Source organism: Okeania sp. SIO3I5 (assembly GCF_010672085.1).
GTDB lineage: Bacteria > Cyanobacteriota > Cyanobacteriia > Cyanobacteriales > Microcoleaceae > Trichodesmium.
This window is the reverse complement of record NZ_JAAHHT010000237.1, coordinates 1-14,735: the sequence shown is the minus strand read 5'-3', so window position 1 is coordinate 14,735 and position 14,735 is coordinate 1. Positions and strand designations below refer to the sequence as shown.

Annotated in this window: 5 protein-coding genes; 4 read left to right on the top strand and 1 reads right to left on the bottom strand. The window is 36.0% G+C overall.

Going from position 1 to position 14,735, the window contains the following annotated elements:
• Positions 1–1,035: 1,035 nt before the first annotated feature.
• A complete protein-coding gene (locus F6K40_RS32810; RefSeq protein WP_293142194.1) occupies positions 1,036–1,962 on the top strand; it encodes a FeoA family protein in 927 nt (308 codons plus the stop codon).
• A 274-nt stretch (positions 1,963–2,236) separates the two neighbouring features.
• Positions 2,237–2,995 carry a uroporphyrinogen-III C-methyltransferase gene (gene cobA, locus F6K40_RS32805; RefSeq protein WP_293142192.1) on the top strand — a complete coding sequence of 253 codons (759 nt, stop codon included), beginning with the start codon at positions 2,237–2,239 and terminating at the stop codon, positions 2,993–2,995.
• Between the two features lie 420 nt (positions 2,996–3,415).
• Here cobA and F6K40_RS32800 read toward each other — a convergent pair whose 3' ends face one another.
• Positions 3,416–8,449: a response regulator gene (locus tag F6K40_RS32800; protein WP_293142190.1), complete on the bottom strand. Its 5,034-nt coding sequence runs from the start codon at positions 8,447–8,449 to the stop codon at positions 3,416–3,418.
• Between the two features lie 1,528 nt (positions 8,450–9,977).
• Here F6K40_RS32800 and F6K40_RS32795 point away from each other — a divergent pair.
• Complete coding sequence (locus F6K40_RS32795; protein WP_293142188.1) at positions 9,978–12,941, top strand: insulinase family protein; 2,964 nt, start codon at positions 9,978–9,980, stop codon at positions 12,939–12,941.
• A gap of 580 nt (positions 12,942–13,521) precedes the next feature.
• Positions 13,522–14,735: NACHT domain-containing protein (locus tag F6K40_RS32790; RefSeq protein ID WP_293142187.1), on the top strand; the 1,214-nt coding region annotated here is incomplete at its 3' end.

Below are 14,735 nucleotides of genomic sequence, written 5' to 3'. Positions count from 1 at the left end.
TAATAGACACTTCCAATCATCAAAAATCTCATCAATTATCGTCGAAAAATTCTCAATGATTTCCCTCTATTTCCTCCATACTTTTTTTGAGAAAAATCAAATTTGATTAGGTAGAATCTACAACCTAGCATCAAAATTGTCTCCACAATAATAGACACTTCCAATCATCAAAAATCTCATCAATTATCGTCGAAAAATTCTCAATGATTTCCCTCTATTTCCTCCATACTTTTTTTGAGAAAAATCAAATTTGATTAGGTAGAATCTACAACCTACCATCAAAATTGTCTCAACAATAATAGAAATCTCGAATCATCAAAAATCTCATCAATTATCGTCGAAAAATTCTCAATGATTTCCCTCTATTTCCTCCATACTTTTTTTGAGAAAAATCAAATTTGATTAGGTAGAATCTACAACCTAGCATCAAAATTGTCTCAACAATAATAGAAATCTCGAATCATCAAAAATCTCATCAATTATCGTCGAAAAATTCTCAATGATTTCCCTCTATTTCCTCCATACTTTTTTTGAGAAAAATCAAATTTGATTAGGTAGAATCTACAACCTAGCATCAAAATTTTATCAAAAAAAATAGAAATCTCGAATCGTCAAAAATCTCATCAATTATCGTCGAAAAATTCTCAATGATTTCCTCCTATTTCCTATTTCCTCTATACCTTTTTTGAGTAAAATAAAATCTGATGTATAACATAGTCAAAAAGAATTCTTTCAAGGTAAAAAACGATAATTAATAGAGCTGTTTATAGCTTAATATTGACTACTAGAAACTGTCCAAATATTTGTAGCAAATATCAATCACACCTGGTACTATTTATATTTTTACTACTCCCGTACGGACGTTGCATAACAAAAATGCGTTTCATGTCGGCGAAACGTCCCTACCATTATCAGGGGTAAGTTTTAACTTTTGTGGAGGTATATTACATTAAGTATTGAAGCTTGAAATTATATATAAAATATAGTAAACTATAATATCACAAGATAATAGAAAATTGATAAGAGGTAATTATTTTGAATTTATCAGATTTAAAAACAGGACAAATAGCAATAATAGATCGAATTATCAGCACCGAACATACACAAGGAATTGTTCAAAAGCTAAAAGCAATGGGGGTAGCTTCTAATAAACCAGTGCAAATCTTGCGGGAAGCAAAATTTTGTAGTTCATTGCACATTAGAGTTGGTTCAAGCACAGAAATAGCTATCCCACACCAGGAAGCTGAAATGATAATTGTTAAGGCAGATGTTTCATCTGAAGATTCCGAAATTATCCCCGAAACTACTCAAGAGTTAACTAAACAAGTTAAAAAAGCATCATTGGTATCATTAAGTGCCATTATTATAGTTGTTATTTCTGGATTTTATCGCATCCTGATTACTGGAGATATTCATCAAGTAAATCAAGAAAAATTAGTAGCTAATGTTGTTTACACTTCAAGTTCGCAAGTGCCAAAAAATGAAACATTAAAAACAATAGATGCAAGTCAAGTCTCAACAAAAATGGTAAGAAATATTGAGACAGTAAATAATAAATTTGACTACCAAGAAAAGGCAACTCAAACAACTAACTCAAATCTGAACAACCATTTGAGAGCAACAACTCATTCTCCACCTATCAACGTAGAACAAACAGCTAAAAAGATTACCAACACAACAGAGTTATTAGAGTTAAAAGAAAAATTATATAATACTATCGCTCGAACTTGGAAAACCCCGATAAATGTAACTTCAATCTACCTAGTTCAAGTAGATAAAAATGGAGCGATCGCTGCTTACAAACCTTTTAATCAAATAGCAGCAGATAATCTTCAAAAGACACCTATACCGAGTCTAGTTAATTCTGACGCTGCTGCTAAAAAAGAATTACTCAACACAGAGTTGGCTGAGTTTACAATTTTATTTTATGATAATGGTATTTTGGAAGTACAACCAAACTAATTTAACTTTTTTAACTTTGAGATTTTCGTTTCACTGCACATTTTATAGAGAAGATATTTTTCCTAAGTAGGTGTTTGGTTATCAAACTTCTACTTAGTTTCCAATCAACCAATAAAAACCTCCAGAAAATATTAAATATTACTAAATTGACATAAAATCAGACTATTTTTTTGTATGATTAAATTCTGTAGTTTATGTACCTTGAATACTTGAATAAGAGTTAAATAACTTAAAAGAATTAGTTAATTATAGTTGCAGAATTATCTAAAAAAATATGAATCAGGTAAAATGTTTAGGTAAAGTATATTTAGTAGGAGCAGGACCAGGAGACCCCGGATTAATTACACTCAAAGGTAAAGTGCTATTGGAACAAGCGGATGTTGTGATCCATGATGCTCTAGTGAGTCCCAGCATCCTAACAATGATCAACCCGAATGCCGAAAAAATTAATGCAGGTAAACGTCGCGATCGCCATTCCCTAGAGCAAACAGAAACAACTCAACTACTGATTGAAAAAGCAAAAACTCATGCAGTAGTGGTACGTTTAAAAGGAGGCGATCCTTTTGTATTTGGTCGCGGTGGAGAAGAGATGGAAGACTTAGTGCAAGCAGGAGTACCTGTAGAAATTGTTCCTGGTGTCACTTCCGGTATCGCTGCACCTGCTTATGCTGGTATTCCTCTGACTCACAGAAACTATAGTTCCTCAGTTACCTTTGTCACAGGTCACGAAGCAGTAGGCAAATATCGACCAGAAGTAAATTGGCAAGCGATCGCTCAGGGTTCAGAAACAATAGTAGTTTATATGGGGGTTCATAACCTACAAAATATTATCAAAGAACTGATTGCCTCCGGACGTCTCCCAGAAACACCGATTGCTTTAATTCAGTGGGGAACTTGTCGAGAACAGAAAGAATTAATTGGCACTCTGGAAAATATTGTAGAACAAGTTGAAGCAACTGGGTTTGAAGCACCCGCTATTGCTATTATTGGCAATGTAGTTAATTTGCATCAAATATTAGGGAATAGGGAATAGGGAATAGGGAATAGGGAGTAGGAAGTAGGGAGTAGGAAGTAGGGAGTAGGGAGAAATAATTGATGATTTATACACGATAATTGATTTTATTTTTGATCTTTGGAGATGTCTAATAGTTATCAATAAAAATGGAGGAGTCAGGAGTCAGGAGTCATATAAAATCCGGGAACAGTGGTTATTGCGACGATAGGAAGCAATCTCCTAGGTTTAGGAGATTGCTTCCTTCCACTCCGTTCCAGTCGCAATGACTTAGCGATAGTAATTATCTAAATTATATTTAACGAAGTTATATACAATCCGGTTATATAACATAAGTTGATAATTCTATAATTACTTCAATATTCAATCTCGCCTACTCCCCCAACTGGAGCATTTCAAACAAACCCATTCTAAATTCTGAATTCTGAATTCTAAATTCTTCTATAATTCCTGTTTTAAAGCTGCTATTACTCTTTCATATTCACTATCAAGTTGTAACAATAAATCCGTTGCTTCTGTGATGAGATCGGAACCAGGTAAATTTGTTAATTCCTCACATAAATTAGCAAGATTTATCGCCCCAATATTCGCACTACTATCTCCTAAACTTTGTGCTGCTAATTTTAAATCTTCAGTAGAATTAATTGCAATTGCATTTAAAATTAGTTCCATCTGATGAGAAGTATTTTGTAAATAATTTTCAATGATTTGGGTGTTGCGAATAGAATCTAAAATCGTTAAATCTAAAACAGAATCATCATAAATTTCATAATCAATAGTATCAACAAATGCACTGCTAATATCAGAGGAAATATTTCTAGTGAAAGAAGTTTCTTGAGCAGTTGGAGAATCAATCTTTTGACTAGATTTAAAATTAATTAATCCTTGCTTGAATTGTTCATACTCAACTTCTAGTACAGGAAATATTTCTGCTGCTCCCATAGTAGTATTTTCATACCCTAAATTTTCTAATTGATTACATATCTTCCCTACAGTAACTCCTCCCAGATTAGCACTACTAGAACGTAGAACATGAGCAGTAATTCCTAATTGATTAGGATCATTAGTTGCAATTGCCCCTCGAATTGCTGCTAATCTAGTAGGGGCAAAATTGAGATAATCATTAATAATTTCACCTAAAAGTTCCTTGCCTCCCATACTTATAATTGACTCTAAAATTGTCACATCTAGCATTGATCGAGTCTTAACTGGAGAATCATTTTTAATATTATTACTGAATTCTTGATTCCTCTGAAGATCATTAAGATTTTTCCATGTTGTTATGTCTGTATCAATTCTGTGAACTTGCTGTAGTGCTTGAGCTAAGTCTGGAATCTTCATCGGTTTAGTGATGAAATCATTCATACCAACTTCCAAACATTGATTTCGCTCTTCTGACATAGTATTAGCAGTAATAGCAATAATATGCGGGCGTAATTCAGGCGAGGATTGCTGACAAATAATACGAGTAGCTTTTAACCCATCCATTTCTGGCATTTGCACATCCATCAACACCACATCATAAGGTTGACGTTGCAAAGCTTCTAAAACTTCTAGACCATTTGCTGCAACATCTGCTTGGTATCCTAACTGCTTTAGTTGTAGCAAGGCAACTTTTTGATTAACTACATTATCTTCTGCCAACAATATTCGGAGGTTTTCGACTGAGTTAACTTCAGTCTCTGAAGCAGTAGGCAACTTTTCTATATTGCTTTTTTCTCCTGTAAAAATCTCTATCAAAGTCTGATAAAGTACAGATACTCTAATTGGTTTATTGATAACTACAGCAAAATTAATATCTTGACATTTTTTGGGCAAACTATATTCTTTGAGATCGCCCAAAAGCACCAAAGGTAAATCCCGATCTAAAGTCTGTTGGCGAATTGTTTTAGCTAGAGTGCAGTTCTCCATTTCAGGCATTGATCTATCTAATATTACCAAATCAAATTTTATTCCTTGATTAATTAGATCGACTGCTTCAACACCAGACTCAACTGCCCAAGTTAACATTCCCCAAGACTGTGCTTGTGCAGCAAGCATTTCTCGGTTAGTTGCATTATCCTCTACAATGAGTAGTTGTTTTTCTGCTAAATATTGCTTTGTGGGTTCATTAATATCGGTTGTTTGTGGAACAGATGGAGCAAGCATTGAAAAATAGAAAGTTGAACCTCGATTCAATTCACTCTCAACCCAAATTTTACCCCCCATTAATTCAGCTAACTGTTGACTAATTGCTAAACCTAGTCCAGAACCACCATAACTACGAGCAACTGAAGAATCAACCTGAGTAAAAGACTCAAACAAGTTTTCTATATTCTCTGGAGCAATACCAATACCAGTATCTTGCACAGCAAATTGAATTTCGTAAATGTGATTATCCTTAGTGTCATCCAGCAGAGATGCCTGAATACGAACTGTTACTTCTCCATAATCAGTAAATTTAATACCATTACTGAGTAAATTTACCAAAACTTGTCGCATACGACCAAAATCTCCAATTATCATCTGGGGTGTCTGAGGTTCGAGCGCATACGCTAACTCTATATTTTTCTCCTGCGCTCTTATAGCTAAAAGACTCAAGGTTTCTTCAACACATTCTTGTAAATCAAAAGTTTGTTTTTCTAACTCTAATTTTTTAGCCTCAATTTTGGAGAAGTCAAGGATATCATTAATTAGAGTCAGTAAACTATCCCCACTTGTACGAATAGTTTCCACAAGGTCTCTTTGTTGAGCTTGTAACTTTGTATTTAGAAGCAGAGCAGTCATACCAATAACCGCATTCATTGGAGTCCGAATTTCGTGACTCATTGTAGATATAAATTGACTTTTTGCCTGAGATGCTGCTTCTGCTGCTTTTGTCGCCTCCTGCAAGGCATGATTTTTGAGGGTTAACTCCTCTTGTTGCTGAATTTCTTGCTCTAATAGATGAGCTTGAGCGATCGCTATGCCGACTTGTTCTGCTATTGCTTCTAATAATTCAATTTCTTCTGTTGTCCATTCACGGGTATTGTCACACTGATGTAATGCTATAACACCATTAGCTTTTCCTTGATAAGAAGTTCGCACTGCCAAGATAGATTTGAGATTTACCTGGCGACATAAGTCTAAAACTGCTTCCAGCAATGGTTCAGTATATACATTGGGAGCAGAAATTGCTTGGTCTTGGGATAAAACTTTTTTTGCGTGGGGATTACCTACAACTGGAACCCTCAAATTTAGCAAAGACTTATATTCGGATTCCAAATACTCAGCGACTATGGGAATTTCTGGTGTTGGCTTAAAAATATAGTTATGAATTAAACAGCGATTCACCTGAAAAGCACAACCGACTTGGTTAGCAGTAGTCTGAAAGATTTTTTGAATATCTAAACTCTGGCGAATTTCTTGGGTAATTTTCCTCAACAAACTGCTCCGTTGCAGTTGCCTTTCTAGAGCTGTATTTGCTTGCTGACGCTCGATTTCATTGCCTACCCACTGAGCCATTAATTTTAAGATTTGGCGATCGCTATCTTTAAATGGTTTAGTACGTTGACTGAAACTGGCAAAACTAAGAACACCATAAGGCTCTTTTTTCACTATTATAGGGGTACCTATATATGTCTCTAACCCCAAAGCATCGTAAGCAGGATGCTCGCACCATTTTGATTTTTGAGCTGATTCAAAAGATATCAGTTTTCCTGAACGAAAAGTTTCACTACAAAAAGTTTGCTCTACATCAAAATCATCTCCGGGTTCAACTAAAAGCTTAATCTGCTTTGACTTTTGCAAAGCAATAAGTTTGTAGCGATCGCCTTTAATAGTTCCCAGACAACCAACATCTAGTTGAAAATGTTGTATTCCCATCTTGAGAAAAGCTTCTATCCTTTCTTCAAACTTGAGGTTTGGTGTAGCAGCTACGCTATATAATTCACGAATAACTACTTCTGCTGCGTGCTTTTCTTGTTCTATTTCTTTGCGTTCCCTAAGATCGCGAACAAAGGCACAGTTGTACTCTTTATCGTTAAATTGTAGATAATTTGCACTAATCTCTACTGGAATAATCTCACCTTTCTTATTTTTCTGAGCGCCTTCCCATCTCAAAAAACCTCTTTCTTTCAGTTCTTGCCAATGTTGCTGCCACTGCTCGTTGGATGAAAACGTAGCATCAGTATCCCAAACACTCATCTTGAGAAGTTCTTCCTGAGAATAACCTACAGTCTGACAAGCAGTTTCATTTACATAGAAAAATTTGGCATCAGGACCCATAAAATAAACTGCATCAATAGCTCTGTTTAAAGAAAAATGACTTAGTTCTAAAGCTTCTTCGGCCTGTTTGCGTTGGGTAATATTGTTAAGAGTGCCACATATTCCAATAATTGTCCCATTTTCATCTCGCATTAGACTGGCCATCATTTCTACCCAACAAACCCCTTTGCCATTAGTGAGATAGACTACTTCAGATTCAAAGTCTAATTTTCTACCTTGTATTAAACCTTGGAATTTCTCCAGAATACCTTTACGGTTTTCTGGATTAATATACTCAATAAAGCTTTTTCCCAGAGTGTCTTTTACTGTAAACCCAGTAATTTTCTCCCAAGCAGGATTCAGAAATGTCCATAAACCCGTAGTATCTGTTTGAAAAATCACCTCCTGAATATTCTCAATCACAGAGTGATATCGATATTCCTGTTTTAGCAGAGCAATTTCTACTTGTTCCCGTTCTATTATTTGCTGTTTTAAATTTGCTAAATCCTCTTGAATTTGGGTCACTATTTGATTAAGATTACCTTGGATAATACCAATTTCATCATTGTGTTTAATATCAGAATTTTGGTCTAATTCTCCTGCTGCTAATGCTTTGGAAAACTTGGTTAATTTTTGCAATGGTATACCTACCTGTCGCTGAAATAGAATTATTAGAATTAGCACTAAAATTACACTGATAAATAGATAAATAGTTACTGTTTTAATAGCCTTTTCCAATAATTCTTTTTTAATCTTTTCTAGTGAAACTCCTACTCTTAATTCTCCCAAATATTGACCATTGTCAATAATTTGAGAACTAATTTCCTGTATATTAGATTCTTTTTTTAGGTGATTAATAATTTGGATATTAGTGTTTTTTATTAAGTTATCTTTTTGAAGAAAGTTAGTAATTTCCGAATTTTCTAAATCTATATTACTTTTGAGCAGCTTTCCTTCTGAATTAACAACAGCACTATAAATAATATCCTGGTCAAGAATAGTTTGTTCCATTAATATTTCGAGGGTGGGGGAGTCTGGTTTGACGATTTCTTCCCCAGTCATAGCAATTAACAATTGGAGTTTATCTTCAGCTTTTTGTTCAAGTTTTTGTATTTGCCATTCCCAGTTATATTTGATTAAGGCTACTTCTGCTATTAAATTAATGCCGATCAATATCAGACTTGTTATTCCTAAATAGCGAGCTGCAATACTATTAGACCAGAGATTTTTGAGAGATTTTTTATTAATCATTATTATTTATTGTATTGGGTATTGAAAAAAGAACTATAGCAATCTTATGTGAGTTGTAAGATTTTAGGACTAATTAGGAGTCTTTTCAGTTATCAGTTAGTAGTGACACAACGCGCGAAGTGTCAGTACATCAGTTATCAGTAATATCATGTCCGGATAAGAGCGTGATAAAAAAACTTCCTCCTCCTTATACCTTATACCTTAAAACTTCCGCCTCTTCCTTTCTGTAGGGGCGAGCAAGCGAATCACCCCTACGACTCCCGTTATTTATAACTGTTCAACCGGAGATGATATAACTCCTGCTGTTTGCTCCGCATTCCGCAGGAAACCAGGAGTCTTGAAACCAAAATTTTTTGGTCAGAATATAAAACGATTTTGGTTGTTCTTAAATATTCTTAAATTCTATCAAAATCATTCCTGATTGCTATAGGAATGTCAAAGTTAATAAAATGGCAAGGGGATACTTTAACAAAGATCCTCTGCCTCTAAAAATCTCAAACATAAAAGATAATTATTAATATTAATAGTTTGAATTTTAAGACAGTTTAAGGTTTAGTATCCCAATTTTTTAATCCATGAATTTTAGCTAATTTTGTTTAATTTGACAAAATGTCGTACTGCAATTATATCACATTAATTGCAGTTTTATGGATTTATTTTAGGGTCAAATCAATTCAAAATTCTTGCATTATTAATTCTTGCATTATAACCTCTGCCTGTTTGCTCCGCATGACCCAGGAAAGTCAGAGGCTTGAAATCAGGAAAATATTTTTGATTTTTTGGAGTTCTGAAGAACAAGACTTGAATCCTTAATTAAACAATTATTGAAATTCAGTTAAAACCAAAATTTTTGAACTTTGAATGCGTGAATTTTGAATTCAAAAAATGGTCAATTAACTGCTGCTAGGAGCTTCGTATGCACAAAATTCCTACTCTTAGCAGAAAAGCTAATAGCTGAATACTAATTAACAGCAATTAGTGATAATTAAAAATTGGTATATATATTTTAAGCTTACAACATCGATCTAATTTTTTCAATCAACAATTATACAGTTGAACGCAGAAATTTTTACTTATTTGACACTTAATTAGAATTGACTAAAAATTATAGCGTTTCTCAGCAATCGTGAGGTACACCTATCTTTATTTGTTCCTATTTCCTATTCCCTGTTTCCTATTCCCTATTCCCTATTCCCTGTTCCCTGTTCCCTGTTCCCTAAAACCAAGGAATTTTGTACCTCACGCTTCTTGGGAATTGCTATATCTGTAATAGACATCTCCAGAAAAGAGGGAATAGGCAATAGGCAATGGGCAATAGGGAGAAGTAATTCATAATTTATGGATAAGAATTGATTTTATTTTTCACTTCTGGATAAGTCTATTAATACTCACTCAGCAGTTTCATACCTGATGAGAGGCAATTATCCATCATCCATTAATCAAAACCCCTACCTAACTAGGTGAGTAAACCGAACAGCAGAAATAATCTAAACTAAGAACAAGTAAACAAAATAGTAATTCATTTTCTATGCCTCTATTAACCGAAAGAACCTTAGAAGTTGGACAAAAATTAGAAGGGTTTGAAGTAAAGGCCGTTACTAACCTGAAGCAACAGCAGATGGTGGCGTATCAGCTAGAACATCTCAAAACAGGCGCAAAACTCCTACACCTATATTCAGAGGATGCTGAAAATCTGTTTTCAATTAGTTTTCCGACTCCCCCTCCAAATAGTACAGGAGTGCCCCACATCTTAGAACATTCCGTACTCGCAGGTTCAAAGAAATATCCTGTACGGGAACCATTTTTTGAAATGCTAAAAATGAGTCCGGCAACCTTCATTAATGCCATGACTGGACCTGACTGCACCTATTATCCAGTCTCCAGTAAAGTCAAACAAGACCTATTTAACTTGGCAGAAGTATACTTTGACGCTGTATTTCATCCGCTGCTAACCGAAAATACATTTAAACGGGAAGGACACCATCTAGCTCCTGCCGATCCCGAAAACCCAACAGGAAAATTAAAATTTAGTGGGGTAGTTTACAACGAAATGAAAGGAGCTTTTTCTGACCCCGAACAACGGTTAGAAAGTATTGCTAATCAGAGTCTATTTCCTGATAACATTTATGGTCTAGAATTCGGAGGCAACCCCAAAAATATTCCCGAACTCACCTACCAAGACTTCCGTGAGTTCCATGCCAACTATTATCATCCTAGTAATGGTTACTTTGTTTTCTACGGCAATATTCCTACAGCGGAATATCTCAACTTTTTAGCCCAAAAATTAGAAGCTTTTGAAAGACGAGAACCCAAGATCAATATTAATCCTCAATCTCGATGGAGCGAACCTCAGTTTAAACAAGAATCTTATCCTATTAGTGCCGCAGACGAAACAACAGAGAAAACTTACATAATGATGAAATGGTTGGTGGGAGATAGCACTAACTCTGAGGAATGGGTAACTTTAGATATTCTCAGTCGTATTTTGTTGGGAAATGAAGCAGCACCGTTGAAAAAAGCGATCGTTGAATCTCAAATTGGTCAAGACTTACTGAGTTCAGGGGTTGATTCTGTGGGTAAAGAAACCACTTTCAATGTAGGTATTCAAGGCAGCGAACCAGATCGGGGTGAAGCATTTAGTCAGTTAGTCATCAATACCCTAGAAACAATTGCTGAAGCAGAAATTGAACCTAGTATTGTTGAAGCAGCATTTCAACAGGCAACTTACCAACATCAAGAAATTGCTCGGATGTATCCTTTGCGGATGTTGTTCCGGGTGATGCAAACCTGGATTTATGGTGACAATCCATTGACACTTTTACATATTGCCGATCGCCTTGCTGAATGTAAACAACGTTATGCAGCAAACCCTCACTATTTCAACGACTTCATCCACGAAAAATTACTCAACAACCCACACCGTTTGACTTTGGTATTAAAACCAGACCAAGAATGGCAATCTAATTATGACCAAGCAGTAGTCGAACAAGTAGAACAGTTACGTTCTCAATTAACGCCAGAACAATTAGAACGCATAGCTACTCAAGCAGAGGAATTAGAACAGGAGTCAGGAACTCCCAATGCTCCCGAAGAAGTAGCTAAACTGCCCCAACTACAAGTAAGCGACTTACCCGAAAAACCAGAACATATTCCCACTGATGTCGAGGAACTTGATGGTGGAGTGACACTATTACGGAATCATGTGCAGACAAATGGGGTAAATTATTTACAACTAGATTTCAGTTTGCGGGGGTTGCCTGAAGATTTGTGGTTGTATGTATCTAGTTATCTAGATGCACTGCGCAAATTAGGTGCAGGAGAAATGAACTACGAACAGGTTGCTCACGGTATTGCTGCTTATACTGGCGGAATTAATTTTCAATGTCAGTTGCGGACTTATGCTCAAGATGCTTATCGCCCTGTGTATGGAATTCGCGTTACCATGAAAACTTTGGATGAACAGATCGAACCAGCATTAGAGTTATTGCGCGAGATGATTTTTGCAGTTAATCCTCGTGATACACCTCGACTACGGGAAGTGATGACTCAATCTCTAGCTCAATGTAGTTCTGATTTAATTTACAATGGTATTTATACAGCTATGTCGCGAGCAAGTGCTGGGATGACAAAAGAAGCTAGTATTAGTGAAATTGTTAATGGTTTGCCTCAACTGAAGTTATTGAATAAAGTGTGCGATCGCTTTGATGAACATGGGGCAAATATGATGGCAAAGATTGAAACTGTCCGGGATTATGTGGCGAATCAACCTTTGACTGCTAGTTTTACAGGTTCCGATCGTGCTTATGAAGTGGTACAGAAAACTCTCTCAGAGTGGGGAAGTCAGCAAAAACAACAAGAGGGAGACATTTTTGGTAGTCGCTTTGAACCAATTTACAATATCCGGGAAGGTTTAGCAGGTCCGGTACAGGTAGCTTATTGCGTTCAGACTATGCCAGCACCTCATTTCAGTGACGCCCGATCGCCACTTTTAAAGTTAGGCGCTCATTTATTAGGTTTGGGTTATCTATTCACAGAAATTCGTCTGAAGGGTAATGCTTACGGAGCAGGATGTAGTTACAGTGGTTTAGGAAAAGTTGTTTCTCTGTATTCCTATCGCGATCCTCATGTGAGTCGGACTCTGGATGTGTTTAGTGGTTTGATAGATTATCTCAAAAATGTAGATTGGAGTCAGACTGATGTTGACAGGGCAATTATTGCTACAATTCAGGATGATTCTCCAGTATTGCGTCCAGAGACAGCGACTGGTTTAGCCTTGGAACGTTATCTGATAGCGCTAACTGCTGAAGTTAGGGAGGAACGTTATGAGCGATCGCTGAAAGCTACAGTAGGGGATGTAAAACAAACTTTATTGGATGTGTTTACTGCGGGGATGGAACGTAATAATGTTTGCGTCATGTCTTCTCGCGAGAAATTGGAAGAGAGTAATAGCGATCGGGAGGCAGATCCATTGAAAATTTCTGATATTATGTGATTTAGGAATTTGAAAATAGTCAAGTAGCGATCGTTTAAAAGCTCGTAGTGCTGTGTCAAGACTAAAATTGTAGGTGTTTGAGCGAGCAACAAGGGAAAACCTCTCCCCCCGGCCCCTACCCCTCTCCTGCTTTTGAGAGGGGAGTATTTTTCCCCCTTCCCTTGTAGGGAAGGGGGTTGGGGGGTTAGGTTTGATAATCCACATTTTCAAGCTAGACACGGCAGTAGTGCTGTGTCAAGACTAAAATTGTGGGTATTTGAGCGAGTAACAAGGGAAAACCTCTCCCCCCTGCCCCTCCCCCTCTCCTGCTTTTGATATCATGTCCGGTAGCATCGGTATTGTATAGAGAAGGTAAGGAAGAAGTAGGGGCGAACGGCCGTTCGCCCCTACAAGAGAAGGAAAAACCTTACATGACGGTAAATATTTCCCCAATTTTTACACAAACGATACCAACGGACATGATATGAGAGGGGATTTCTCCCCCCCAGGGGGTTGGGGGATTAGGTTTGATAATCCACATTTTCAAGCTAGACACGGCACTACAAACATTTGATCACTTATATTATGTCCGGGTGAAATTATGGATTTATTTTCAATTGCAAAAATGGCAGCACCAATTGCAGGAAATTTAGCAAATATTGCTATTAAAAAAGGGATTGAATTTATTAATCAAACAGACATACAAAAAGCCATTGAAGCTGGAATTAAAGCTGTGGAAAAACAGCAAGAAAAATTACCTCAAAATGAGCGTTTATTTTATGCAGCTAGAAAAGATGGTTTGTCTGGAACCGATAATTTTTTAAATCATTATTTTAGTGATTCTGCTGTTTTAGGAGAATTGGAAAAGCCTTTAACTAATCAAGGCAAGCCAGACATTAAAATTTTAACTGAAATATTTAAAAAAGCAGCAGAAACTAAAAATATTAAATTAACTCAATCACGTCTACAAAACTGGATAGAAATTTTTGTTAATGCCTATTTTAAAAACACCACAACTTATATTAAATTTCAAGTTTCTAAAAAAGATTATTTGACGCAGCTAAACACTTGGTTTGATCATGTAATTTTTGCTGGCATTAATGTTGCGCCACAAGAAGAGGAAAGAAAAAAGTTAGTTGATATTTTTGTGATGCCAGATGTGCAGGAAGAAGCTTCTAAACAAGATTTTCTGTTGGAAGAAAATCCAGAAAAACTAGAAAAGAGGCTATTAGTAAATACTTCTAGTCGTAAATTTTTAGCTTCTCAGTTGTTGAGTGAAAATAAGTCTCAAAAATTTGTGATTTTGGGGAGTCCTGGTTCTGGTAAAACAACGTTAATGAGTTATTTTGCTGTAATTTTGGCACATAAAAATCCTCAACTTTTGGGTTTAGATTCTGATACTGACTGGTTGCCTATTTTAATCAGAATACGAGATTTTGTGAAAGATTTAGATAAAAGTATTCTCAAACATATTCGTGTATTTGCTGAAAAGAATATGGCACTCCAAGATTTGCCGACAGGATTTTTTGAGCATTGGTTGGAAGATGGTAGAGCTTTAATTTTACTTGATGGTTTGGATGAGGTTGCAGAAGAAAGTAAGCGTTATGAAGTTGTCAGACGCATAGAGACTTTTTTAGGGAAATTTGAGAAAAATCGAGCAATTATTACATCTCGTCCTGTGGGTTATCAGCGCAATTTTTTCAACACAGCAGAATTTCCCCACTATCAAATGCAGCCTTTTGATGATGAACAAATTTCCCTGTTTCTTGATAACTGGTACAACAGTCGTTTTGCAGATCCACAGCAAGCGCAAAA